Here is a 25142-nt window from a genome sequence, read left to right as displayed (position 1 = left end):
GTCCGGTCGCCGGGCGGACCCGGCGACGCACACCTCGCTCCCCCACCGTAGGCGGGATCACCGACAGTTGCCGGGCTCCCGCCGGGGCAGCCGCCGCGCCAGCAGCACCGCCGCGCCGGGCAGGCTGGCCACCAGCACCAGCGCGCCGTACACCGTGCCGGTCGCCACACCCTGCGCCGCGGTCAGCCCGGCCGAGGCGAACGCCCACGCGGCGACCCCCTCGCGCGGGCCGAACCCACCCACGTTGAGCGGCACCGCCATGGCGAGCAGGGCGAGCAGCGTCAACGGCAGCAGGCGGGACAGCGGGGCGTCCGTCCCGGCGGTGCGGGCGGCCACCACGAACGTGGCCAGGTGGCCGGCGAACACCACTGTCGAGGCGATCACCACACCGGCCCAGGTCCGGCGGCCCAGCACGCCGGAGCGCACGTCGGCGACCACGGTCCGGGCCGCCCGCGCCCAGCGGGACGCCCCGGAGCGGGGCACCGCGCGGGCGGCGAGCACCAGCGCCAGCGCCACCACGGCCAGGCCGACCGCCAGCCACGGCAGGTACCGGCGCACCGGCGACGGGAACGCGGCAAGCAACGCCACCGCGATGACCACCTGCACCACCTGCCCGGCGGTGCGCTCCCAGACCACCGCCCGTACGCCCCGGGCCACGTCCCCGGCGTCGCGGCCGTGCCGTACCGCCCGGTGCACGTCGCCGAGCACACCGCCGGGCAGTGTGGAGTTGAGGAAGATCGCCCGGTAGCAGTGCGCCACCGCGGCCCGCATCGGCAGCCGTACGCCCAGCCCGCCGGCGACCAGCGACCAGCGCCAGGCGCAGCAGACGGTGGTGACCACGCCGATGCCGAGCGCGGCGGCCAGCGCCGGCGCGTCGATCAGGCGCAGCCCGGCCAGGAACGGGCCGGTGCCCACCGACGCGACGAGCACGGCCAGCACGGCCAGGCCGAGCAGCGGACGTACCCAGGCCCGGCTCAACCACGCTCGACCCGTTTGGGTCCGGCGTGGCCGGGGCGGCGCGGACGTGACGGCGGGTACGGGCCCGGCGACGGCGACGTGTGACAAACGGTCCTCCTTGTTCCCACCGGTTGTCACGCGCCGGCGGCCGGTACGGTTCAGCCGGCGAGCAGGTCGGCGTGGTGCAGCACCACCTCGAGCCGGCCGGCGGCGGCCTCGGCGAGCCGCCACTTCTGATACGTCCGGGCGGGCCCGGACAGATGCGGTTGTTCCTCGACTGCCGCGCCGACCCAGCCGGTGAGCCACTCCGCGGCCAGCTCCGCCTGCTCCGGGCCGAGCCGCCACGGGGTGGGGCGCGCCACGACCTCGACGCCGTGACGGGAGAACGCGGCCACGGCGGCGTCCACGGCGTCCGGCCCGAGCAGCGCCCGCCCGTCGACGGTGCGCCGCTGGTGGGCGTTGAACGCGGCGGTCAGCTCGGCGTCGAGCGGGTCCGGTGGGGTGAACTCGGCCCGCCCGGTCACGGTGAGCGCGAACAGCGTCGGGTGGCCGGCGCAGGCCGCCGCCATCCGCTCGACCTCCTCGGCGGTGAGCATGTCCAGCAGCGCCGACGCGGTGACCAGGTGCGCGTCGGCCAGGTCGGCGGCGGTCAGCCGGGTGATGTCCGAGTCGAGCGCCGTCACGCTGACCTCGGCCCCGTCGGCGGCGGTGAGCCGCGCCGAGCGGGCCAGCGCCAGCAGGTCCCGGTCGCGTTCGTGCAGCACCCAGCGTTGCGGGCCGGGCAGCCGGGGGGCCAGCCAGCGGGCCATCGAGCCGGTGCCGCTGCCCAGGTCGTGCACGACGAGCGGCCGGCCGGCAGGCAACCGGTCGCGGACCGCGTCGGCCAGCTCGGCGCTGCGGGCCGCCGCATCGGCGGGCTCACGCAGCCGCAGCCAGTCCGCGAATCCGGGCGGGAGTGAGGTGGTCATGCCGCTGTCGCCTCCTTCAGCGCCGTCGCCAGCCGGTCCACGGTGACCGGCCAGCCGGTGAGGGTGTGCCGCCGCTGCCGGGCGGCGCGGCGCAGCCGGTCCCGCAGGCCGGGATCGGTGAGCCAGCGGCGCAGCGCCGCGGCGGTCGCGCCCGGATCGTCCGGTGGCACCAGCAGGCCGGGCCGCTCACCGCCGGGGGCGTGCCCGAGCGTGGCCGGCAGGCCGCCGGTGTCGCTCGCCAGCACCGGTACGCCCCGGGCCAGCGCCTCGGTCACCACCATGCCGTACGTCTCCCGCCGTGAGGGCTGGACCAGCAGATCGGCGGCGGCGTACGTGGCGGCCAGGTCGGGCCCGGTACGCGGGCCGGTGAGCCGGACCCGGCCACCCAGACCGGTGGCGGCGAGCCGCCCGCGCAGCCGGTCGGCGAACCCCGGGTCCCGGTCCAGCGGTCCCACCCAGTCGCAGCTCCAGTTCAGGTCCGCCACCTCGGCGAGCGCGGCGGCGAGCACGTCGTGGCCCTTGACGGGCGTGACGGCTGCGACGCAGAGCAGCCGTCCCCCACCGGGCGTGCCGGTGGCGACCGGCGCCGGGTCGACGCCGGGTGGGGCGACAGTCACCCGTTGTGGCAGCGCGTACCGGTCGAGCAGGCGGCGCCGGGTCCACTCGCTTGTGGCGACCACGGCGGTGGCCGCGGCCAGCGACCGCGCCTCGGGCTCGCCCTCGATCGGCAGGTGCACCAGGACGACCAGGCGCAGCCGCGCGGCGTGCGGGGCGAGCACGTCCGGCACGGTGGAGGCGACCAGGCCGTCGAGCAGCACCGTCGCGCCGTCGGGCAGGCCGCCGAGCAGTCCGGCCAGGTCGGCGCGCTCCCGTGACCCCGGGTGCGGCCAGCCGCCGGGCACCTGGTGTTCCCGGACCGTCCAGCCACGTTCGGCCAGGCCACGGCAGACGTGACGGTCGTAGGCGTTGCCGCCGCTGGGGTCCGCCGGGTCGTCGATGTCACCCGGCAGCACCACGTGGACGACTGTCATCCGGTCAGAGCGACCGCTCGTAGCTCGCCCAGGCGATGTGTGACTCGTGCAGGGTGACGGTGATCCCGGTCAGGCCGCGCGCGCCCTCCCCCAGCCGGCCGGCCGCCACCGCGTCGGCGAGCCGGTCGGCCACCGTACGGGCCAGCACCTCGGTGGTGGTGTTCACCCCGGTGAAGGCGGACTCGTCGTCGAGATTGCGGTAGTTCAGCTCGCCGAGCACGGCCTTGAGCTGCTCGATGGCCAGCCCGATGTCGACCACGATCCCGTCGTCGTCCAATTCCGGGCGGCGGAACGTGGCGTCGACGACGAACGTCGCGCCGTGCAGCCGCTGGGCCGGGCCGAAGACCTCGCCGCGGAAGCTGTGGGCGACCATGATGTGGTCCCGGACGGTCACGCTGAACACGTTCACTCCTCGCCGTAGGTGATGAGATGACACAGCGCCGGCAGACGGCCCGAGGCGAGCCGGTCCAGCACGTCGGGCAGGTCGTCGAAGTGGGACCGGCCGGTGAGCAGCGCGTCGAACGCCGGGTCGGCGAGCAGGTCCAGGGCCAGGGCGAGCCGGTCAGCGTAGCTGCGGTCGGCCCGCCGGGGCGACACCGTGCCGACCTGGCTGCTGCGGATGCCCAGCCGTCGCGAGTGGAAAGCGCCGCCGAGCGCGAGCGTGACCGGCCGGTCGCCGTACCAGCTCAGCTCCAGCACGGTGCCCTCGGGACGCAGCAGCTCCAGGCCGCGCTGCAGCCCGTCGGCGGTGGTGCTGGCGTGCACCACCAGGTCGCGCTCGCCGGCCGCGTCGGCGGGCGTGGCGAAGTCGGCGCCGAGCGCGGCTGCCACCTCGGCGCGGGCCGCGTCGGCGTCGACCAGTTCGACCCGGACGCCGGGGAAGCGGGCCAGCAGCGCGGTGACCGCGCAACCGACCATTCCGCCGCCGATGACAGTGACCCGGTCGCCGACCAGCGGCGCGGCGTCCCACATCGCGTTCACCGCGGTCTCCACGGTGCCGGCCAGCACCGCGCGCTGCGCCGGCACGCCGTCCGGCACGACGGTCACGGCGTCGACCGGGACCACGTACGCGCTCTGGTGCGGGTAGAGGCAGAAGACGGTACGGCCGAGCAGCCGCTCGTCGCCCGCCTCGACAGTGCCGACGCTGAGGTAGCCGTACTTGACCGGCGCGGGGAAGTCGCCCTCCTGGAACGGCGCGCGCATCGCGGCGTGCTGGTCAGCCGGGACACGGCCGGTGAACACGAGCGTCTCGGTGCCCCGGCTGACGCCGGAGAAGCGGGTACGCACGAGCACCTCACCCGGGCCGGGCGGGGCGAGGCGGACCGGCCGGATTTCACCCTCGCCGGGGGCGCGGAGCCAGAACGCGTGGGCGTCTACCGTCACGAACTCTCCTCTTCCCCGCATTCCGACCGAGTTGTCGATCATAAACACGGAAGCGGGACGTCAACGGTTCGAACCGCCCGCGACGTGATCTCAGGCAGCGCGCCGCCGCTCCTCCGTACGCCAGGTCGCGGGCTCGTCGTGCTCGGCGTCGAGGTCCCCGGCCAGGCGCATGGCGCGGTGGGCGGCGGTCAGCGCGTCGCACGGCGCGGGCCGTCCGTCGCACAGCAGGCTCTCGCACCGGCCCGAGTCGTCCGGCTGGTGCGCGGCGGCCACGTCGTAGGCGGCACGCCACAGCAACGGGTCGGTGACGCCCCGTGGCAGGGCGGCGTCCTGACTGGACCTGATCCGCATCGTGTCGGGCACCGTGTTCCCCTTTGCGTCGTCGCTACCGTCCCAGTGACCGGTAGAGCGCACGTCAAACCTCTCACCTGCGCACATGTCCTGACCAGCGGTGTTCGTCACGCCGGATAGGCGCGCGTCTCGGCTGCCTTGACCGCCGCCCAGACCGGTCGGCCGGGGGTCAGTCCGAGGTGCGCCGCGGCGGCGGGCGTGACGTCGGCGGCCACCTCCACCGGCCCGGCGAGCTGCACGCGCAGGTTGTCACCGTGTCGTTGCACTCCGGTCACCGTGGCCGCCCACACGTTACGTGGGCTGCCCTCGGGCCGGGACGGATGCAGCGCGACAGCGGCCGGCGGGTACGCGACGAACGCGTCACCGTGGACGGTGTCAGCGGTGGTGAGCGTCAGCTCACCGACGGTGACGGTGTGGCCGTCGGCGCGTCCACGGTGCAGGTTGAGCCCGACCAAGCGGGCCACGTAGTCGGTGCGGGGCCGCGCCGTGACGGTGGCCGCGTCGCCCTCCTGCACCACCCGGCCGTGCTCCACGATGACCAGCCGGTCGGCGAGCACCAGCGCGTCGAGGGGATCGTGGGTGACGAGCAGTGTCGCGCCGGGGTGCGCGCCGAGGTGGCGCTGGAGTTCGGCGCGGGTGTCCAGCCGGGTCCGCGCGTCGAGCGCGGCCAGGGGCTCGTCGAGCAGCAGCAGGGCCGGGTCGACGGCGAGCGCGCGGGCCAGCGCGACCCGCTGCGCCTGCCCGCCGGAGAGCTGCCGGGGCCGGCGCCGGGCCTGGTCGCCGAGGCCGACCCGGTCCAGCCACGTCTGGGCGCGGGCGCGGGCGGCGCGCTTGTCGGCGCCCCGGCGGCGCGGCCCGAACGCCACGTTGTCCAGCGCGCTGAGGTGCGGGAACAGCAGGTAGTCCTGGAACACGACGCCGACCGGCCGCCGTTCCGGCGGCGTCCACACCCGGCGGTCCGGCCGGTCCAGGTCGGCGCCGTCGAGCGTGAGGTGCCCGGCGGTGAGCGGGTGCAGCCCGGCGAGCACCCGCAGCGCTGTGGTCTTGCCGGCGCCGTTGGGGCCGAGCAGCGCCACCACCTCACCTGCGGCGATGCGCAGCCGCACGTCCAGGGCGAACCCGTCCCGGTCCGCCACCAGGTGCGCGTCCAGCCCACTCATGTCGTTCCGACCCAGCGGTCGCGCATCGCGGCGAGGATGACCACGGAGACGGTGAGCAGCATCAGGCTGAGCACGATCGCGGCCTGCAGGTCGGTCTCCAGCGCCAGGTAGACCGCCAGCGGCATGGTCTGCGTACGGCCGGGATAGTTGCCGGCGAACGTGATGGTGGCCCCGAACTCGCCGAGCGCGCGCGCCCAGCAGAGCACCGCCCCGGCCGCCACGCCCGGGGCGACGAGCGGCAGCGTGACCCGGGTGAAGGTGGTGAACCGTCCGGCGCCGAGCGTGGCGGCGGCCTCCTCGTACCGGGGGTCGGCGCCGCGCAGCGCGCCCTCGACGGCGATGACCAGGAACGGCATGGCCACGAACGCCTCGGCCAGCACCACCCCGGCGGTGGTGAAAGGCAACGTCACCCCGAACGTCTCGTCCAGCCAGGAACCGATCAGCCCGCGCCGGCCGAAGACCAGCAGCAGCGCCACGCCGCCGACCACCGGCGGCAGCACCAGCGGCACCGTGACCAGCGCGCGGACGAGCCGCCGGCCGGGGAACTCGACGCGGGCCAGCAGCCACGCCAGGGGTACGCCGAGCGCCACGCAGAGCAGCGTGGCGATGGTGGCGGTCTCCAGCGACAGCCGCAGCGCGGTGAGCACGCCCGGTTCGGTCAGCCGCCGGGGCAGTGTGGTCCAGGGCGTCCGGAGCAGCAGGCCGGCCAGCGGCAGGACGAGGAAGGCCAGCCCGAGCCCGGCGGGCACGAGCAGCGCGATCGGCACCCGTTGCCGGCGTACGGTGCGGCTCATCTGCCCGACGGGGCCTGGAACCCGGCGGCGGTGAGCACGGCGAGCCCGGCGTCGGAGCGGACGAAGTCGACGAAGGCGCGGGCGCCGGCCGGGTTGGCGGCGCCGCGCAGCACCACGATCGGATAGTCGTTCACCGCACGCGCCGACTCGGGGAACTCGACCGCGTCGAGCCCGGGCGCGGCGCGTACGTCGGTCCGGTAGACGAGCGCGGCGTCGACCTCGCCGAGGCGCAGCTTGGCCAGCGCGCCCTTGACGTCCTGTTCGAGCGTGGCGGGGGTGAGCCGCACGCCGGCGGCGTCCAGCGCGGTGCGCGCGGCGGCGCCGCAGGGCACCTGCTCGGCGCAGAGCGCCACCTTGACGCCGGGGCGGGCGAGGTCGGCCAGGCCGCCGACCCGGGCCGGGTTGCCAGGGGGTACGGCGACGACGAGCTGGTTGCGGACCAGCACGGTCGGCTCGCCGGCCGCGTCACCGGCGTCGGTGACCGTCTTCATGGTGGCCGGGGAGGCGGCGGCGAACACGTCGGCGGGCGCGCCCTGGGTGATCTGGGTGGCCAGGCCGGAGCTGCCGCCGAAGTTGAACCTGACGGTGCGGTCCGGGTGGGCGGCCTCGTAGTCCTTGCCGAGCTTCGTGAACGACTCGGTGAGCGAGGCGGCGGCGAACACTGTCACCGGGCCGGCGCCGTCGGGCCCGGCCGGTTCGTCCGCGCCGCCGCAGCCGGTCAGGCCGAGCGCCGCCACCAGCGCGGCGGCCAGGGCGGCGCGGATCCACCGTACGGTCACGGGCTGGTCCTTCCCCTGGGGGTGGCTCGCTCGACCACGACGGTGGTCGACTTGATCACGGCGACGGCGACGGAGCCGACCTGGAGGTCGAGGTCGTCGACGGCCTCGCGGCTCATCAGCGACACCACCCGGAACGGCCCGGCCTGGATGTCCACCTGGGCCATCACGGTGTCTTTGACGACGGCGGTAACGATGCCGCGCAGCCGGTTGCGGGCCGAGGACAGTTCGGGGTGGCCGGGGGCGCGGACGAACGCGGCCAGGTCGGCGCCGTCGAGCACCCGGTGGCCGTGCTCGTCGCGGGTGGCCGGCAGTCTGCCGGCGTCGATCCAGCGGCGGACCGTGTCCGCGCTGACCCCGAGCAGTTCGGCGGCCTCGCCGATCCGGAACTCCGTCACCGGCTCACCTTAGCGGTGCGCAGGTGCGAGCAGGAAGGGGCGTATCCGCTCGCACCCGCGAGCCGACCGGCGGGGCAGGGCCGGGAAATGCGGATCAGTCAGCCGGCGCGATCCGCACCCGGCGCAGCAGTTGGGCGTTGAGCGCCACGACGATGGTGGAGGCGGACATCAGCACCGCGCCCAGGGCCGGGCTGAGCGCGATCCCGGCCCAGGCCAGCACACCGGCGGCGAGCGGGATCGCGACCACGTTGTAGCCGGCCGCCCAGGCGAGGTTCTGCCGCATCTTCCGGTACGAGGCGCGGGACAGCCGGATCACGCCGCCCACGCCGCGCGGGTCGGAGCCGGCCAGCACCACCCCGGCGGACTCGATCGCCACGTCGGTGCCCGCGCCGATGGCCAGCCCGACGTCGGCGCGAGCGAGCGCCGGGGCGTCGTTCACGCCGTCGCCGACCATCGCCACTGTGAGCCCTCGATCGCGCAACTCGGCCACCGCCTTGTCCTTGTCGGCGGGAAGCACCTCGGCGAAGACCTCGTCGACGCCGGGCCGGAACCCGAGGTCGGCGGCGACCGCCTCGGCCACCGGACGCGCGTCGCCGGTGATCATCACGATCTTGCGTACACCGAGGTCGCGCAGCTCGGCCACGGCGGCCCGCGCCTCCGGGCGGACCTGGTCCTCCATCGCGAACGCGGCGGTCACCTCCGGCGGGCGGCCCTCGGGCAGCCGGACCAGGTGCAGCACAGCGGCGCCCCGGCCCGACCACTCCTGCGCCGCGCGGCGCAGGTCGTCCGGCACCGGGGCGTCCAGCTCACGCAGCAGGGCCGGGCCGCCGACCGCCCAGTCCACGCCGTCCACGGTGGCCCGCACGCCACGGCCGGCCAGCGCCCGGAAGCCGCGCGCGACCGGACGCGCGCCCCGGGAGTCGGCGGCGGACACGAGCGCCCGGGCCAGCGGGTGTTCGCTGTCGGCCTCCACCGCGCCCGCCAATGCCAGAGCGGTGTCGGAGTCCAGCCCGCCGGTGGCGGCCACGCCGGTCACCGTGTGCCGGCCGGTGGTGAGCGTGCCGGTCTTGTCGAACAGGACGGTGTCGACGGTACGCATCCGCTCCAGCGCGAGCCGGTCCTTGACCAGGATGCCGGCGCGCGCCGACAGCGCTGTGGACAGCGCCACCACCAGCGGGATCGCCAGTCCGAGCGCGTGCGGGCAGGCGATCACCAGCACGGTGACGGTGCGTACCACCGCCTGGTCGGGGTCGCCGAGCAGCGCCCAGACCGCGAACGTGGCAAGGCCGGCGAACGCCGCCAGGTAGAACAGCAACGCGGCGAACCGGTCGGCGAGCACCTGGGCGCGCCCGCCGGAGGCCTGCGCCTGCGCCACGAGCCGCCCGATACCTGCCAGCGCGGTGTCCGCGCCGACCGCCTCGACGCGTACCCGGAGGGTGGAGTCGGTGGCCACGGTGCCGGCGACCACCCGGTCCCCGGCGGCGCGGGCCACCGGCCGCGACTCCCCCGTGATCATCGACTCGTCCAGTTCGGCGGCGCCCTCGACGATCCGCCCGTCCGCCGGCACCCGCCCGCCGGGGCGCACCAGCACCAGGTCGTCCACCCGCAGGTCGGCGACCGGCACCGGATGCGGCCGCCCGGCGTCGTCCAGGCGCTCGGCGTCGTCGGGCAGCAGCGCCGCGAGGGCACCGAGCGCGCCGCGCGCCTGCCCGACCGCCCGCATCTCCTGCCAGTGACCGAGCAGCATGATGGTGACCAGCGCGGCCAGCTCCCACCAGAAGTCCAGGTCGAACAGGCCGAGGCTGGTGGCGGCGGACGCGAGGTAGGCGACCACTATCGCCATCGAGATCAGCAGCATCATGCCGGGGGTACGCTCGCGCAGCTCCCGCAGCCCGCCGGTGAGGAACGGCCAGCCGCCGTACGCGAACACCACGGTGCCGAGCACCGGCCCGACCCAGCTCACGCCGGGAAAGTCCAGGGAGTAGCCGAACCAGTCCATCACCATGTGACTGGTGACGACGATCGGCACGGTCAGCGCCAGGCTCAGCCAGAACCGGCGGCGGAACTGCTCCGGGTCGTGCCCGGCGTGCGCGCCATGGCCGGTGTCGTGTTCGGTGCCGTGGCCGCCGTGGTGACCGGGTGAGTGTTCCATCGGGCGTCACCTCCGCCGACCACCATACCCCCTGGGGGTAATACTGCGGCGGGTGATCAGCGCTGCGGTCGGGCGCCCACGCTCGGCCGGTCCGCCGGAGGGCGGCCCTGCCAGGGCCAGCGGCCGTCCAGCTCCACCTCCAGCGAGAAGCTGAGGAACGTGCGGACCAGCACGATCAGCGCCAGCACGCCGACGCTGGTGAACGTGGGCGACACCGCGACGGTCCGGATGATGTCGCCGCCGACCAGGAACTCCAGGCCGAGCAGGATGGCCCGGCCCACCCCCTGCCGGTACGCGCGGTAGTGCGCCACCACCTGCCGGGTCCGGGCGCAGCGCACCACGAACACCGCCGTGGCGACCGCGACGCCGACCGCGATCACCAGCACCCCGGCCAGGTCCAGCAGCGCCCCGACGTGCTGGACGATCTCCTTCGTCGGCACCCGGCACCCCCGCACCAGCCTCGCGTACGGCCGGTGGCGGGGACGGCGTTTCCGCGCTCCCGCCACCCGGAGGGCGGGAGCGCGGAGGCGTGCTCAGTCCTGCGCCTGCCAGCGGTAGAAGACGGTGGCCACCGAGTCCTGCGGACCCTGCCACCGGTCCGGCCGGTACGGCTCGATGTACGGGCCCAGGTCCTGCATCACCTTGCCGAAGGCGGGCTTGTCGCCGTGCTGGTCCCGGGTGGCCTCGGCCGCCGACGACTCCTGTTCGAGCAGGTGGACGTAGACGTCGTCGATCGAGTAGAGCCAGCGCCCGGTGACCCCGAGGTCGGTGGGGAGCGACCCGGCGTCGGACTCGGTGAAGACCCGCGCCACGTCCGGCTCGGCGCCGGGCTTGATCCGCCCGACGATGACGGTGAGCGTGGTGTCGGCGGGCGGCTCGCCCTCGGGCGCCCAGTGGTAGAACTCCTTGGCCACCGAGTCCGACGGGTTCTTCCAGTAGCGCGGGTACGGGGTGACGTACGGGCCGATCTCCTCGGCGATCTTCTGGAACGCGGGCAGGCCACGGGTCTGCCCGGAGATCCGCGGGTCCTGCTCCCGCTCGATCACGTGGAGGTAGAGGTCGTGGTGCGACAGCAGGTACCGGCCGATGACGCCCAGGTCCTGCGGCCGGGTGGCCTGGTCGTAGTGGCCGAACACATCGCCGACGATCTGCTCGCTGCCGGGGACCATGTGACAGACGATCACGTTGCGGAAGACCATGACTGCTCCTTGATGATTGCGACGGGGGCGGCGGCGCGAGGCGGCGGCGCCGTCAGGCGGTGAAGGTGACAGGCAGTTCCAGCAGGCCGCGGAACGGTGAGGCGGCGGGGAGCCGGCGCACCTCGGCGAGCGGCACGCCCAGGCGCAGTCCGGGCAGCCGGCGCAGGAGCGCGCCGAGCGCGAGCTCGGCCTCCATCCGGGCCAGCGAGACGCCCAGGCAGTAGTGGACGCCGTGACCGAACCCGAGGTGCGGGCCCCGGACCCGGCGCAGGTCCAGCCGGTCCGGGTCGGCGAAGTGCGCCGGGTCGTGGTTGGCCGCGTTTATCGCGACGCCGACGATCGCGCCGCGCGGGATGCGTACGCCCTGGTAGTCGACGTCCTCGGTGGCGATGCGCGGGCTGGCCACCGGCAGCGGCCCGTCGAACCGGAGCAGCTCCTCGATGGCGGCGGGCAGCAGGCGGGGCGTGGCACGCAGCAGTTCCATCTGTTCGGGATGCGTCAGCAGGGCCAGCACGGCGTTGCCGAGGAAGTCGGCGGTGGTCTGGTGCCCGGCGAACAGCAGCAGGAACGTGGTGGTGACCAGTTCCGCCTCGGACAGCGTCCCGTCCTGGTCGACGGCCTTGATCAGTGCGCCGATGATGTCGTCGGCCGGGTCGTCGCGCTTGGCGCGGACCAGGCCTGCGAGGTACTGGTGCAGGCGCAGCTGGGCCTCCTGCACCGCCGCCCGTTCCTGCGCCGGCGGCCGGCTGGTGGAGCCGGAGGTGCGGATGACCTGGGTCCAGTCGAGCACCCGGTCGTGGTCGGCCGGCGGCACGCCGAGCAGTTCACAGATGACTGTCATCGGCAGCGGGATGGCGAAGTCGTGCATCAGGTCCGCCTCGCCGTGCGGCGCCATCTTGTCGATGAGCTGGTCGACGATCGACGCCACCCGGGGGCGCAACGCCTCGATCCGCCGGGGCGCGAACGCCTGCGACACGACCCGGCGCAGCCGGGTGTGCTCCGGCGGGTCGGAGTTGAGCATGTTGCGGTTCAGACCCTCGGAGTTCGGGCCGAAAATCTTCAGGTAGTGCTGCTCCGGGCCGTACAGGTCCTTGGACAGGCGCGGGTCGGTCAACGCGGTGCGGGCGTCGTCGAAGCGGGTGATCAGCCACGAGTCGAAGCGCGGCGAGCCGACCGGGCAGACCGGCCGCTCGGCGCGCAGCCGCGCCAGCGCGGGGTACGGGTCAGCAGCGAACGCGTCGGTGTACAGCTCGCTCGCCGGCATCACGTCGTCGCTCATCGCCCCTCCCCCGGCTCGCCGGCCACGCTGTGCAGCACCTGGTAGGTGTGCCGGTCGGCGGACTCGCGCAGCTCCCGGATCACGCGCAGCAGCCGGTCGCGGTGCGTGCTGCGGCCGAACGCGTCCAGCCGCTCGCGGTCGGCCCAGTCGCTGATGACCAGGTAGCTGCGCGGGTCGTCGGCGTCGCGGACCAGGTCCTGGTGCAGGCAGCCGTCCAGCGTGCGGATCTCCTCGGCGGCGCTGAGCCACTCGGCCTCGAAGCGCTCCTCGCAGCCCTCCCGGGTCCGCATCGCCAGCACGGTCCGGACCCGGCTCACCGTGCGCCCCCGAACACCAGGTGCAGGTGCTTGCGCAGTGCGTCCGGGTCGACCGGCGCGCCCCGGAACCCGATGTGCCCGTCCGGGCGGATCAGGTACAGGCCGGTGCCGGTCAGGCCGTATCCGGCGCGGAACCGGCGCTCGGCGTCGCGCACCACCGGTGGGTCGAGCAGGCGCGGCTCGTCGGCGTCCGGGTCGAGCAGCAGGTACGCGTCGAGTTCCCCGCCGGCCAGCCGGCGCGCGTCGGCGCACAGGCCGGTGAACGCGGCCAGCTCCGCCGCGTCCGCCGTGCCGTCGGCGTAGAGCAGCAGCGTGTGCCGGGTACCCCGGGTCAGGTCGCGCAGCCGCAGCGGGTGGCCGACGCCGCGCCGGAGCAGCCCGTCGACGTCCGGCGCGCGGTCGCCAGGGCGGGGCGCGTCACCGAGCGCGGCCGGGTCGGCGACGGTCTCCCCGACCAGCGGGCTGCTCGCGTAACTGAGCAGCATGGACATCTCCTGGAGGAACTGCCGTTCCAGGTCGGCGCGGTCGACCTCCTCGGTGCCGGCCATCCGTACCGCCCGGCCGACGATCTCCTCGCCCTCCGGCCGCCGCTCGGTCTCGTAGCTGTCCAGCAGCCCGGGCGCGGCGAGCCCGCGTACCGCCAGCGCGAGTTTCCAGGCCAGGTTCCAGGCGTCCTGGATGCCGGTGTTCATGCCCTGGCCCCCGGCGGGCGGGTGCAGGTGGGCGGCGTCCCCGGCGACGAAGATCCGGCCGTCGCGGTAGCGGTCGACGATGCCGTGGCTGATCCGGAACACCGACGACCAGCGCAGGTTGCTCGCCCGGGTGCCGGGTGGCGCGAGGCGGTCCAGCGCGGCCTGCACGTCCTCGATCGTCGGCTCGTCGAGTTCCTCACTGAACCCGGGCGGGGCGTCGCGCCCGCCGGTCTGGGCGAAGAACCGGGGCGGGGCCAGGGTGGCGATGCGGTAGCGGTGCTCGCCGCGCAGCGGTACGCAGACGAGCATCCCGTCCATCTGCCCGTCGGTCACGTGCAGGAACCGCAGCAGGTGCCCGTCCGGCATGTCCCAGTCGACGTCGACGTCCACCAGCATGAACAGCTGCGGGAACCGGCCCAGCCCGCCGGTGAAGGTGAGCCCGAGCCGCTCCCGCACCCGGCTGTGCGCGCCGTCGGCGCCGACCAGGTACGCCGCGCGTACCGTCTCGGTGCCGCCGTCGGCGGTGCGGACGGTGGCGGTCACGCCGTCGGCGTCCTGGGTGAAGTCGACGAGTTCGGCGCCGCGCTGCGGGCGCACCCCGAGGGTGGCCAGGCGGTCGGTGAGGATGCGCTCGGTCTCGTACTGCGGCAGGCCGAGGTGGTCGTACGGCAGGCCGGGCAGCTCCCAGCTCATCCGGTGGGTCTGCGCGCCGTTGACGAAGACCGTGTTGCCGGTGAGCCAGATGCCGGCGTCCATGGCCTCCCGGACGACGCCTTGCTCCTCCCAGATCTCCATGGTGCGGCAGTGCACGCCGATCGCCTTGTCGGCGTGGCCGGGCGGGGTGGCCTGCTTGTCGATCACCAGGCAGTCGATGCCCCGCCGGGCCAGCTCGACGGCGGCGGTCAGCCCGGTGGGCCCCGCCCCGACGACGAGTACGTCTGTTGTCCTGTGCACGTCGGCCTCCCAGCCCGTGGTGGCGTGACGGCGGCCGTCCGCGTCGGGCACGACGTGGAACAGGCGGCGCCGGATGTCGAGAAGGAACGGTGCGATCGGTCCGGCCTGCGCCGAGGCGTGGGCCGGGTCGCGGATCCAGGCGAGGAACGGAGCGGCTCCGTCCCACTCGGCGAAGATGTGGTGGATGTCTGAGCCGGGTTCGCGTAGCAGCTGCTCGCGGCGGTAGCCGGGTATCGCGCTCATCCGCCGTACCACCTCGGGGTAGCCCCTGTGGAACTCGGCGAGCCGGTCGCGCGGCACGGTCAGCTCGACGTCCACGTAGACCGGGCCCTCGCCGTGGCCGGTCTCGCGCAGCGGCGGATAGCTTGGCCCATCCACCGGTTCGGTGAGCGGCTGGAGCAGGCCGGCCAGGCGGGCCGCCACCGGCCCGCGCCGGTACGCGCGCAGCGCCGCCTCGTCGGCCCATTCGGTGACGACGACGAAGCCGCGCGGGTCCAGGGCGTCGCGGAGCAGCTCGTGCCGGAGGTTGCCGGCCAGCGCGCCGAGCTGCCCGGCGACGGTCTCGAAGGCGGGCCCGACGGCGGGTTCGCACCCCGGACGCGCGCGCAGCCGGAGCATCGTCCTGATCATGCAGCCCCCTCGAACGTGCCGTCGTCGTGCCGCGACCCTGCCGCAGCCCGCGTCACCCGGTCGTCACCGTCGCCCGGTCGCACGTCCGGTCCCGGTGACGCCGCCGCGACGCTCAGCAGTTGTTGCAAAAGTATGGCAACAAGCCTCGACAGGTGCTCCGTCGGTAACTATCGTCAGCGGCATGACTCCTTACGACTTGGACGTACGCGCCTGGCAGGAGAGCTGGGACCGGCAGCAGGAGGCATTCATGCCGGACCGGGAGCACCGCTTCACCGCGATGCTCGACGCCGTCGAGGCGGTCGCGGACGACCGGCCGCCGCGCGTGCTCGACCTCGCAGGCGGCACCGGCTCGATCAGCCTGCGGACGCTGGCCCGCCGGCCCGACGCCGAGGTGACGGTGCTCGACCTCGACCCGGTGCTGCTCACCCTCGCCGAGGCGGCGCTGGCCGGGCGGGCCACAGTGGTCACCGCCGACCTCAACAGCTCCGGCTGGGCCGCCGCGCTGCCGCACCGCGACTACGACGCAGTGCTCACCGCCACCGCCCTGCACTGGGTGGACGGCCCGCGCCTGGCGCAGCTCTACCGCGAGATCCGCGACGTGCTGCGTCCCGGCGGCGTGTTCGTCAACGCCGACCACATGCCCGACGACGCGATGCCGACGCTCACCGCGCGGCTCGGCGCACGGGCGAGGGCGCGCCGGGACGCCCGGTACCGGGCCGGCGCGGCGCTGTCCTGGCCGGACTGGTGGGCGCGGGCGGCAGACGACCCGGTGCTCGGCCCGCTGGTGGAGAAGCGGCGGCAGATCTACCCGACCGGTCACAGCCCGGAGTGGAGCCCACCCGCCGCGTGGCACCTGGACGCGCTGCGCGCGGCCGGCTTCGCCGAGGCCGGCGTGCTCTGGCGGGGCGGCGGGGACGCCGCGGTGGCCGCGCTGCGCTGAGCCCGGCGGCGCGCCCTGCCCGGGGGGCGGTGGCCCACGCCCGGCGGGTGGTCAGGCCAGCAGGCGGGCCAGCTCGGTGCGGGAGCGCACGCCCAGCCGGTGGAAGACGTTGCGCAGGTGGTGATCGACGGTCCGGGTGGACAGGGACATCCGGGTGGCGATCTCCCGGTTGGTCGCCCCCTGCGCGACCAACCGGGCGATGTGCAGCTGCTGCCCGGTCAGCAACTGCTCCGGGCCGCCCGGCACCGGCCCGACCGACTCCCCCGCCGCGCGCAGCTCCTCGCCCGCCCGGTCGGCCCAGACGGTCGCGCCGAGCAGCGTGAACGTCTCCCGCGCGCGGTGCAGGTGGGCCCGGGCGTCGCGCGGGCGGCGCCGGCGGCGCAGCTCGCGGCCGAACAGCAGCTCGGTGCGGGCGCGCTCGAACCGGTCGGTGTCGGCCGGGTGCAGCCGCAGCGCCGTGTGGAACTCCCGTTCGGCCTCCGGGCCGCCCCGGGGCGCGAGCAGCGCGCGGCAGCGCGCCGCCAGGGCCCGCCGCGACGGGCTCGCCGTGCTGCTGGCCCAGTGGTCGAACACGGCGAGCGCGGCGGCCGGGCGCCCGCCGTCGTGGGCGGCGGCCTCCACCAGGTACGGCGTGGCCATCACCTGCACCAGCACCTGCCCCCGGCCGGTGCCGGTACGGGCCAGCGTGGACAGCCGGGCGACCGCGTCGGCGTACCGGCCGTCGATGAGGTCCAGCACGCCGAGCGCCCACCTGGCGTACGCGTCCGGCCGGCTCCCGGGCGCGGCCCCGTCGCCGATCTCGGCGATCCGGGCCAGCGCGCCGGCCCGGTCGGCGCGTACCGCGGCCAGCACCGCGAGGATGCCGAGGTGCACCTGGGCGCAGGCGTGCTGGCCGGTTGCGCGGGCGGCGCGCACGCCCTCGCGGGCGGTCTCCGCCGCGGCCTCGTGCCGGCCCAGCCAGTACTCGGCGACGGCCCGCAGCTCCAGCGACCGGGGCAGCAGGGACAGCTCGCCGCGCGTGCGGGCCTCCTCGACCGCCCGGCCGGCGAGGCGGTGCGCGGGGCCGTCGACCGCCACCAGCAACGCCGCCGCGGCGGCGCAGACCAGCGCGCCCGGAGTGAGCGCGGGCCCGGACAGCCGGCCGCCGAGGACGACGACCCGGCGCAGGGCCGGACCGCCACGGGCGTGGTCGCCGCGCAGGGTCGCCCCGACGCCCACCGCGAAGGTGGCCAGCAGGTCCAGGTCGGGCGGGTCGCCGGGCCGCCGCAGCGCCTCGGCGCGGCGCGCCACCTCGGCGTAGCGGAACTGATCGCCGGTGACGCAGATGGCCTCGCCGGCGCGGACCAGCGCGAGCAGGGCGGAGCGGCGGTCGGCCGGCGCGACCGCGTCGGCGGCGGCCAGCAGCGTGGCGACCGCGTCGGCCGGCGCGTCGCACCGTAGCTGCATGTCGCCCCGTACCAGTTCGGCCGGACCGTGCGCCGGTCCGCCGGTCAGGCGCCGCAGCAGCCCCCGGGCCTGGTCCGGGTCGCCGGCGGTCCAGGCGCAGCGGGCCGCCGCCACGGTCAGCTCGGCCGCCCGCCCGGGATCGGCGGTCAGCTCGGCGGCGCGGCGCAGCGCGGCGGCCGCGGCGGCGCGGTCGGACGCCCCGTCCACGGCCGCCGCCAGTTCGGCGGCGAGCACGTCGGCCGGGCAGTCGGAGGCGGTGGCGTGGCGCAGCGCGCGGCCCAGCGGGCCGCCGGCGAGCGTGCCGGCCAGCAGCAGGTGCGCCGCGCGCAGGTCGGCCAGCGGCGCGACGGCGGTGATCATCGTGCGGGCGAGCGGGTGCGGGAACGTCACCCCGCCGGGCCCGGTCCGCAGCAGCCCGGCCGCCTCGGCCGGGGCGAGCGCCTCCACCGTCAGACCGGCGGACCAGGCGGCGCGCACCAGCGTGCCCGGGTCGTCGCCGTGGTCGAGCGCGGCGAGCAGCACCATCCGCCGGGTCGGCGCCGGCAGCCGGTCGAGGCGGGCCCGGTACGCGGCGGCGAGCGCGCCGTCCACCGGCGGCGTCGCGGGCAACGGCGCCTCGCCGCGCCACTGCGCCGGGGTGAGCGCGCCGGCCAGGTCGGCCAGCGCCGCCGGGCTGCCGCCGCTCAGCTCAGCCAGCGCGGCGGTCACCGGCGCGGGTGGCCGGTGGCCGCGGTCGGCGAGCATCGCGTGGCACTCGTCGGCGTCCAGCGGGCGCAGCCGGTGCGCCGGCACCCCGTCGACCGTGGCCGGGGCGGTAGCGGTCAGCAGCACCGCCACCGGCAGCCGGCGCAGCCGGCGCGCCACCACGGCGAGCGTCCAGGCGCTCTGCCGGTCGCCGATGTCGAGGTCGTCCACCGTGCACAGCAGCGGCCGGTCCCCGGCCACGGCGGCGAGCAGGGAGCGGACCGCCGCGGCGAGGGCCAGCCGCTGGTCGGCCGGGCAGCCGTCGCCGCCGAGCACGCGGCGCAGCAGCCGCCGCTGCCGCACCGGCAGCGCGGTGTCCGCGTCCAGCACCGGGTCGAGCAGGCGGTGCAGCCCGGCGTAGGGCAGCGTCGCCTCGTCGGCCAGGCCGGCGCCGGTGAGCACCGTGCGTCCCGTGGCCCACCGGCGGGCGTACGCCAGCAGGGCGCTGCGCCCGGCGCCGGGCGGCCCGTGGAACAGCAGCGCGCCGCCGGAGTCCCGGTCGAGGAGCCGGCGGATCGCGTCGCACTCGTCGTCCCGGCCACGGAGGTCTATATGCACTGTCGATGCAGAAAGCATGCGTGCAGTGTCACAGATGGGCAACCCGTCGGAAAAGAGGCAGACATGCTGCCGGGGTGGTCGTCGCGACGACCACCCCGGCAGCGGACGGGCTCAGGCGCTGGGGCAGGTGTTGCGGTACTCCTGGATCGCCGAGCCGCTCGGGCCGGGGCAGATGAACTGCTCGTAGCGGGTGTCGTCGTCGACGAACCGCTTCAGCCAGGCCACCATCTGCTTCGCCGTCGGCGTGTTCGTCGTCTGCGGGAAGAAGTGACTCGCGCCGTCCAGCTCCAGGTACGCCTTCTCCGACGACGCCGGGATGCTGTTGTAGAACGGGATCGAGTGGGTCGCCACCGGCGCGACGCTGTCGGTCTCGCCGCCGATGATGAGCGTCGGCACCCGCACCTCGGACCAGGTCTTGTCCAGGTTCCACGGCGCGAGCGGGACGGCGGCCTGCAACGACGGCCGGGCCGCCGCGGCCTCCAGGCTGCCGCCGCCACCCATCGAGTGCCCGGCCACGGCGAGCCGGGAGGAGTCGATCCGGCCCCGCACGGAGCTGCGCTCGGTCAGGTAGTCCAGCGCGGCCAGGAGCTGGCGGCCCCGGCTGTCCGGCTGGTCCAGCCGGGTGTTGGTCTCGATGCCGATCACCACGAAGCCGTGCGAGGCGATCCGCGGTCCGAGCCAGCTCAGGCTGGACCACGAGGCGGTGTAGCCGGGCGAGATGGCGACCGCGCCGAAGGTGCCCTCGGCGGTGCTGGTCGGGTAGTAGATGACGCCGCCGCCGAAGCCGGTCACGCTCAACGAGGAGACGTTGATCGACGAGGTGGCGAACGGGCCGCGGCTGGCCTCCAGGATGGCGCTCGTGGGCGCCGGGCCGCGCTCGTAGGGGCTGGCCGCGTTCGCCGCGGCCGGGACGGCGAGGGCGCCGCCCGTGGCGAGCAGCGCCGCCACGGCGAACCGGGCCAGGGCACGGATGGGGGTACGGGAACGGATGGTGGTGGGCACGTCGGTCACTCCTTGCGCCGGAATTACATCGACATGCGTCAGCATCGATGGCTACGGCGCGCCGCGCATCGGTGAAATCACCGGTCCGCGCGGACGGTGGTGACCCGGCCGTGACATGCACGGCGGACGATGACCTCATGCACCTGACCCGACGGCACCTGCTCGGCGCGACCGCGGCGGCCGGTGTCACCGGCCTGGCCACCGGCTGCGAGCCGGAGCGCCCGGCGGCGCAGGACGGTGCGGCGGACGACCCGCCCGCCCTGGATCCGGGCAGCTGGGACAGCGTCCGCGCCCAGTTCGCGCTGGACCGCTCCCGGGCACACCTGGCCACCTTCGTGTTCGCGCCGCACCCCGCCCCGGTACGCGCCGCCGTGGCCACCCACCGCGACGGCCTGGACCGGGACGCCTCGGGTTACCTGCTGGCAAACGAGGAACGGCTGGACCGCGCGGTGCTCGACGCGGCTGCCGGGCACCTCGGCACGAAGCCGGACCAGATCGCGCTCACCGACTCCACCACCATGGGCCTCGGCCTCGTCTACAGCGCGATCCGGCTGCGGCCGGGCGACGAGGTGCTGACCACCGAGCACGACTTCTACGCCACGCACGAGTCGCTGCGGCTGCGCGCCGACCGCGACGGCGTGACGGTGCGCCGGGCCCGCCTCTACCGGGACGCCGCCACCGCCGGCGTGGACGAGATGGTGGCCGGTCTCGCCGGGGCGCTCACCCCGCGCACCCGCGTGGTGGCGCTGACCTGGGTGCACTCCAGCACCGGCGTGAAGCTGCCGGTGCGCCGCCTGGTCGATGTGGTACGCGAACGCAGCCCGGAGGCGTTGCTCTGCCTCGACGCGGTGCACGGCTTCGGCGCCGACGCGTCAACACCGGAGCAACTCGGCTGCGACGTGCTGATCTCCGGCTGCCACAAGTGGCTGCTCGGGCCGCGCGGCACCGGCCTGGTCTGGGCCGCCGAACGCGCGTGGGCGCGGATGACACCGGTGATCCCCAGCTTCGACGGACGCAGCATCGGGCGCTGGCTCGCCGGCGGGACCGGCGCGGCGCTCGTGCCGCCGGGCGCGGCGCACACGCCCGGCGGCTACCACAGCTTCGAGCACCGGTGGGCGCTCGCCGACGCGTTCGGTTTCCACAGCCGGATCGGCCCGGCCCGGGTCGCCGAACGCACCCGGGAGCTGGCCGACCGCCTCAAGGAGGGTCTCGCGGGCATCCGGGGCGTACGGCTGGTCACCCCGCGCACCGCCGACCTGTCCGCCGGTGTGGTCTGCTGCGAGGTGCCGGGCGTGCCGGTGGGCGAGGCGGTGGGCCGGCTCCGGTCGGCCGGGGTGGTCGCCAGCAGCACCCCCTACCGGCCGTCCTATCTGCGCTTCGGCGCGACCATCGCCAACGGCGAGCAGGACGTGGAGGCGGCGCTGCGGGCGGTCCGCACGCTGGTGTGAGCCGGCCCGGCTGTCACTCGGTGAACTCGCAGAAGGACAGCACCCTGTCGAACCGCCGGGCGGCGAGGTCGTCGTGGCGGATCAGGAACCGCGCGTTGACGTACTCCTCGTCCGGTACGCCGAACTGGGCCAGCGGCACCCATTCGCGCATCACCCGCTGCTGTTCCTCGTACTGGGCCACCATCCGCTCCGCGCGGGGCAGGGACCTCGCCTGCCGCCGCCGTTCCTTGTCCATCATGATCACCTCTGGCGGATCCTGCGCCGAGATGGTGTAGCCGCCGACGAAGACGTCCTCCGGCAGGGACCACTGGCGCTCCGGCCAGAGCTGCTCGAGCAGCGCGCTCATCTCCTTGCGGTGCGGCATGTCGCGCAGGAGCTGGATCTGGGTGGCGCTCAGCCAGTTCTCCGAGCGGTCGAGCCAGTCCGGCAGTTCCGCCTGGAGACCGGCGTACATCTCGTGCTCGGGGGCGAGGAACGGTTCCAGATCGGTTCCGGTCGGTACGAGGTACTCACCGTCCATCGTCTCGGCGCCGGCCGGGACGTACACGACCCGTGCGAACTCCTGCTCGGCCTCGATGCCGCAGGCGTCCAGTGCGCTCTCCTGGTCGAGGAAGAACAGCAGCGTGCCGTCGGCCGGCAGGGCGAGGTCGGGAACCCGGGGCAGCGCCGCGCAGTCGAGCCGGAGCAGGAACGGCAACGGGAAACCCTCCGAGCATGTGGGCCACGGCATGCCCGCCGGCAGCCGCGGCCGCCCGCCCCGCCGCCCGGCGTGCACGCCGTCCTCGCGCGGACAGGCGTGGAGCTGGAACCGGATCAGCTCCGCGAAGCGGGCCACCTCGTCCTCGGGCACGCCCTGCTCGATCGCCGCCCGCCGGAATTGATCTCTCTCGTTCATGATCGTGGAGGGTAGCTCCACCGTCCGACATGGAGTGTGCCCGGCGCGGGACGGGGTCACGGCCCGGCGCGCGGCCTCGACGCCGCCGACCAGGTCACGTCGTAGCGCTCGCCGGCCACCGACTCGGCGAACGCGGTCGCCGCGGCGGGCGACCCGGCGATGCGCCAGTCCTGCTCCTTGTCCACCTCGAACCAGATCAGCCCGATCAGGTCCGGGTACCGGGGCAGGGAGCCGAACGTCTCCCGGATCCACCGGGCCTTGCGTCCGGCGGTGTCGGCGGCGCCGGTCTCGGTGACCACCAGCGGCTTGCGGGTGACCTTGCGGATCTCGGCGATCGTCGGACCGAAGATCTGGTCGAACGACCAGTACGTCTTGGTGAACGCGCCGGTGCCGTAGTAGCCGGTGACGCCGACCCAGTCGACGTAGTCGTCACCCGGGTAGAGCCCGGTCAGCCCGGCGGTCGTCTTGTCCCAGCGGGCGTTCGGGCTCCACACCCAGGTGACGTTCGTGGCCCCGGCCCGGGCGAACAGGTCGTGCACGTGCCGCCAGGCCCGCACGTAGTCGCCGGGGCGGTTGCCGTTGGCCCGCTCGCACCACGGATACCAGTCGCCGTTCATCTCGTGCGCGAAGCGGATCGCGACCGGGTAGCCGAGCGACCGGACCCCCTCGGCCCAGGACCGCAGGTGGGCGTCGAAGTCGCCGCGCGCGATCCGGTCCAGCCGGTAGTCCGGCTGGGTGGCCCGGAGCCGGTCGATCTGCCGGACCGCCAGGCCGGTGCGCCGGGCCGCCAGGTCGATGCTGTAATCCCACGGCTCCCAGCCGAGCATGGGCATCATGCCCCGGTCGGCGATCCGGTCGAACAGGCTCCGGTCGAACTCGGCCGACACCCAGTCGGCGCCGAAGAGCATCACCTGCGGCGACCGCCCGGCCGCCTCGACGAACCGGTCGACAGTCGCGAAGTCGTGCGGTCCCTTGTCGGTCATCACCCCGAAGAACGCCTGTCCGGCCGGGGGGAACAGGCCGCCACCCGGCGCGTCGGCGCTCGCCTGCGGTGTCGCCGGGACGCGACCGTGCGCCGCGGCGCCCGTGCCCGGGTCGCGCCACGCGCCGGGCGCCACCACGAAGGCGTACGCGAGCAGCAGCAACCCGGCCAGCGCGAGGCCCACCCGGGGCGCGGTCGGCCTCAGCACGGGACACCGCCCTCAGCCGCCGCCCGCGCCGCCGCCGGCTGCGTTCGCGCCGCCTCCGCCGAGCGGTGCCGGCGGGCCCGCAGGCTCTCCGCCCAGGAGATCAGCGGCGGGGCGAGGCCGGTCAGCATCGTCAGCGCCGGCCAGACCCGCAGCAGCGGGTAGTCGTGACCGAGCGCGAAGCTCACCGCGAGCAGCCCGGCCGCGGCGAGCGCCCAGCACAGGTGCAGCCGGAACGTGCGCAGGGACTCGACGGTGCGCAGCGCCCCCTTGGCGGTCACCACGAAACCGAGCCGGCGGCGCAGCAGCGCGCCGGCCGCCGCGGCCACGTAGACCGGCCCGGCGAACAGTGCGAGCGCCATGCCGGCCATGCCCACCTCCTCGCGTTCGTGCGGGGCGATGTTGAAGCGGCGCAGCCAGAGCCAGAGCAGGAACCAGGTGCCGACGGTGGTGCCCCACAGCGTCGCCCACACCTGCGGGTCGAGCCGGCCGGCGTCCACGCCGGTCAGCAGGTAGAGCGCGGTGGCGGCGTTGCCCAGCAGCAGGCTCACCGCGACGCTCGGGTAGTAGAACTGGAGCAGGCGGTACTGCCAGCGACGGCGGCCGGGCAGCGTACGCGGCGTACGCATCTCGCGCCGGAGCAGGATCTCGCAGATGCCGGCGGCCCAGCGCTTCTGCTGGTTGAAGTAGTCCGCCCAGGAGGTCGGCCCCTCACCGAGCGCCACCACGTCGGGGGTGTAGACGCCCTTCCAGCGGCGCCCGGTGGCCGGGTTGACGGCGGCGTGCACCCGGATGCTGGTGAGGTGGTCCTCGATGATCGAGTCCTGGTAGCCGCCGATGGTCCGCCAGGCCGCCGGGCGGTAGAGGTGCCCGGTGCCGGTGAGCAGCGGCGCGTCCAGGCCGTTGCCGCCCCGGGCGATCAGGCCGTTGTAGAGGTACTGCTGCACCGAGGCGCCGTGGGCGACGAAGTTCTGGTGCATGTTGCCGTACACCTGGGGCGTCACCACGAACGCCACGTCCGGGTCGCGGAAGTAGCCGAGTGTGCGTTCCAGGAAGTTCGGCAGCGGCACGTGGTCCGGGTCCACGTTCGCGACCACGTCGTAACGGTGCTCGTGCTCGGCCCGCCAGGCGTTGTGGTTGCCGGACTTGGTCCGGGCCCGGAACTCGCCGCCGGGCTGGTTGTACTCGGGCCGGCCCTTGCGGGTGAAGTGGCGTACGCCCAGCCGGTCGGCCATCGCCCGCACCGCCGGGTCGTCGCCCTCGTCGAGGATCCACACGTCGACGTGCCCGCAGTAGACGATCTCCCGGAGCCGGCGCAGCGTGCGCTCCGCGACGTCCAGCGGCTCCTTGCTCGGCACGATGGTGGTGAGCAGCGCGACCCGCAGGCCGACCGGCGGGTCGACCGGCACCGGGTCCCGGGCGTGGAAGGCGAAGACCCACACCACCACGTTCTGTGCCAGGCGGATCAGCTCGACGCCGACGACGACGCAGAACGCGAGCCGGGCGGCGGCGGTCTGCCAGCCGCCGAGCCCGACGACGCCGGGGCCGGGCACGTGCTGCGGCAGCAGCAGCCAGCCGACGAAGACCAGCCCGGCGGCGCTGTTGACGAGCACCAGCAGCGTCAGCATCACCCGCGCGGCGACCGAGGCGGTGGGGCGGAACTCGACCGCCGCGTCCGGGCCGCGAGGCGGGCGTAGCGGACCGGCGACGGCGCCGCACCGGGCGTACGCCAGGCGGGCGCTGACGTTGCGCTGCCGGCGGTCCGGGTCGGCGGGTGCCCCGGGCGGGACGGGCGCGCTCGGGCGGTCGCCCGGCGTCCCGGCCGTCGTGGCGCGGGACAGGCGTGTATCGGCGGCGACGGCCACGTTTCCCCCATGGTCT

At 75.2% G+C, this 25142-nt stretch carries 23 protein-coding genes; 2 read left to right on the top strand and 21 right to left on the bottom strand.

Annotation, left to right across the window (positions count from 1 at the left end; all coding sequences use genetic code 11):
• Positions 1-57: 57 nt before the first annotated feature.
• The 16 genes from AMK25_RS11495 to AMK25_RS11420 form a co-directional block, all read right to left on the bottom strand.
• Positions 58-978, bottom strand: a complete 921-nt coding sequence (locus AMK25_RS11495) for a lysylphosphatidylglycerol synthase transmembrane domain-containing protein (protein WP_198937506.1) — start codon at positions 976-978, stop codon at positions 58-60.
• A 137-nt stretch (positions 979-1115) separates the two neighbouring features.
• Positions 1116-1925, bottom strand: coding sequence for a class I SAM-dependent methyltransferase (locus AMK25_RS11490; RefSeq protein WP_073828323.1), 810 nt, complete (start codon positions 1923-1925; stop codon positions 1116-1118).
• Entirely contained in the window at positions 1922-2956 is a 1035-nt protein-coding gene (locus tag AMK25_RS11485; RefSeq protein WP_073828321.1) for a glycosyltransferase family 4 protein, read from the bottom strand. Before AMK25_RS11485 ends, AMK25_RS11490 begins: the two co-directional genes overlap by 4 nt.
• Positions 2957-2960: 4 nt before the next feature.
• Positions 2961-3359, bottom strand: coding sequence for a 6-pyruvoyl trahydropterin synthase family protein (locus tag AMK25_RS11480; protein ID WP_073828318.1), 399 nt, complete (start codon positions 3357-3359; stop codon positions 2961-2963).
• Between the two features lie 2 nt (positions 3360-3361).
• Positions 3362-4381: a dehydrogenase gene (locus tag AMK25_RS11475; protein WP_443189907.1), complete on the bottom strand. Its 1020-nt coding sequence runs from the start codon at positions 4379-4381 to the stop codon at positions 3362-3364.
• A 48-nt stretch (positions 4382-4429) separates the two neighbouring features.
• A complete protein-coding gene (locus tag AMK25_RS11470; RefSeq protein WP_073828313.1) occupies positions 4430-4702 on the bottom strand; it encodes a hypothetical protein in 273 nt (90 codons plus the stop codon).
• A gap of 95 nt (positions 4703-4797) precedes the next feature.
• Positions 4798-5850, bottom strand: a complete 1053-nt coding sequence (locus tag AMK25_RS11465; RefSeq protein WP_073828311.1) for an ABC transporter ATP-binding protein — start codon at positions 5848-5850, stop codon at positions 4798-4800.
• The gene (locus AMK25_RS11460) at positions 5847-6644 is read right to left on the bottom strand and encodes an ABC transporter permease (RefSeq protein ID WP_073828309.1); all 798 of its coding nucleotides are present in this window, start codon (positions 6642-6644) and stop codon (positions 5847-5849) included. Before AMK25_RS11460 ends, AMK25_RS11465 begins: the two co-directional genes overlap by 4 nt.
• Complete coding sequence (gene modA, locus AMK25_RS11455) at positions 6641-7423, bottom strand: molybdate ABC transporter substrate-binding protein (RefSeq protein ID WP_073828307.1); 783 nt, start codon at positions 7421-7423, stop codon at positions 6641-6643. The genes AMK25_RS11460 and modA overlap by 4 nt, the downstream gene beginning before the upstream one ends.
• On the bottom strand, positions 7420-7818 hold the full coding sequence (locus AMK25_RS11450; RefSeq protein WP_073828305.1) for a TOBE domain-containing protein: 399 nt from the start codon (positions 7816-7818) through the stop codon (positions 7420-7422). Before AMK25_RS11450 ends, modA begins: the two co-directional genes overlap by 4 nt.
• Before the next feature lie 94 nt (positions 7819-7912).
• On the bottom strand, positions 7913-9970 hold the full coding sequence (locus tag AMK25_RS11445) for a heavy metal translocating P-type ATPase (RefSeq protein WP_073828303.1): 2058 nt from the start codon (positions 9968-9970) through the stop codon (positions 7913-7915).
• A 56-nt stretch (positions 9971-10026) separates the two neighbouring features.
• Positions 10027-10410, bottom strand: a complete 384-nt coding sequence (locus tag AMK25_RS11440) for a DUF1622 domain-containing protein (protein ID WP_073828301.1) — start codon at positions 10408-10410, stop codon at positions 10027-10029.
• A gap of 93 nt (positions 10411-10503) precedes the next feature.
• Positions 10504-11169 carry a TcmI family type II polyketide cyclase gene (locus tag AMK25_RS11435; RefSeq protein ID WP_073828298.1) on the bottom strand — a complete coding sequence of 222 codons (666 nt, stop codon included), beginning with the start codon at positions 11167-11169 and terminating at the stop codon, positions 10504-10506.
• A 52-nt stretch (positions 11170-11221) separates the two neighbouring features.
• Positions 11222-12448: a cytochrome P450 family protein gene (locus AMK25_RS11430; RefSeq protein WP_073828295.1), complete on the bottom strand. Its 1227-nt coding sequence runs from the start codon at positions 12446-12448 to the stop codon at positions 11222-11224.
• Positions 12445-12765, bottom strand: coding sequence for a putative quinol monooxygenase (locus AMK25_RS11425; RefSeq protein WP_073828293.1), 321 nt, complete (start codon positions 12763-12765; stop codon positions 12445-12447). The genes AMK25_RS11430 and AMK25_RS11425 overlap by 4 nt, the downstream gene beginning before the upstream one ends.
• Entirely contained in the window at positions 12762-15041 is a 2280-nt protein-coding gene (locus AMK25_RS11420) for an FAD-dependent oxidoreductase (RefSeq protein ID WP_073828291.1), read from the bottom strand. The genes AMK25_RS11425 and AMK25_RS11420 overlap by 4 nt, the downstream gene beginning before the upstream one ends.
• A gap of 181 nt (positions 15042-15222) precedes the next feature.
• Here AMK25_RS11420 and AMK25_RS11415 point away from each other — a divergent pair, with 181 nt between their 5' ends.
• Complete coding sequence (locus tag AMK25_RS11415) at positions 15223-15981, top strand: class I SAM-dependent methyltransferase (RefSeq protein WP_073828288.1); 759 nt, start codon at positions 15223-15225, stop codon at positions 15979-15981.
• Between the two features lie 51 nt (positions 15982-16032).
• Here AMK25_RS11415 and AMK25_RS11410 read toward each other — a convergent pair whose 3' ends face one another.
• Complete coding sequence (locus AMK25_RS11410) at positions 16033-18747, bottom strand: helix-turn-helix transcriptional regulator (RefSeq protein WP_073828285.1); 2715 nt, start codon at positions 18745-18747, stop codon at positions 16033-16035.
• A 93-nt stretch (positions 18748-18840) separates the two neighbouring features.
• Entirely contained in the window at positions 18841-19731 is an 891-nt protein-coding gene (locus tag AMK25_RS11405; RefSeq protein ID WP_073828641.1) for an alpha/beta hydrolase family protein, read from the bottom strand.
• Positions 19732-19868: 137 nt separating this feature from the next.
• Between AMK25_RS11405 and AMK25_RS11400 the strand changes: the two genes are divergently transcribed.
• Positions 19869-21179 (top strand): aminotransferase class V-fold PLP-dependent enzyme, encoded by a 1311-nt coding sequence (locus AMK25_RS11400; protein WP_073828283.1) that lies wholly within the window; start codon positions 19869-19871, stop codon positions 21177-21179.
• Positions 21180-21192: 13 nt separating this feature from the next.
• Here the strand turns inward: AMK25_RS11400 and AMK25_RS11395 are convergent, their stop codons facing one another.
• From AMK25_RS11395 to AMK25_RS11385, 3 genes are read right to left on the bottom strand one after another with little or no spacing between them, the layout of a single operon-like run.
• Complete coding sequence (locus AMK25_RS11395; protein WP_241826329.1) at positions 21193-22074, bottom strand: DUF1963 domain-containing protein; 882 nt, start codon at positions 22072-22074, stop codon at positions 21193-21195.
• A gap of 56 nt (positions 22075-22130) precedes the next feature.
• Entirely contained in the window at positions 22131-23264 is a 1134-nt protein-coding gene (locus tag AMK25_RS11390) for a glycoside hydrolase family 26 protein (RefSeq protein ID WP_073828280.1), read from the bottom strand.
• The gene (locus AMK25_RS11385) at positions 23258-25126 is read right to left on the bottom strand and encodes a glycosyltransferase family 2 protein (protein WP_073828278.1); all 1869 of its coding nucleotides are present in this window, start codon (positions 25124-25126) and stop codon (positions 23258-23260) included. Before AMK25_RS11385 ends, AMK25_RS11390 begins: the two co-directional genes overlap by 7 nt.
• Between the last annotated feature and the right edge of the window lie 16 nt (positions 25127-25142).

The sequence above is a fragment of the Micromonospora sp. TSRI0369 genome, from assembly GCF_001905625.1.
GTDB lineage: Bacteria > Actinomycetota > Actinomycetes > Mycobacteriales > Micromonosporaceae > Micromonospora > Micromonospora echinospora_A.
The sequence above is the reverse complement of the archived record's forward strand: the minus strand, read 5'-3'. Positions and strand labels throughout refer to the sequence as shown.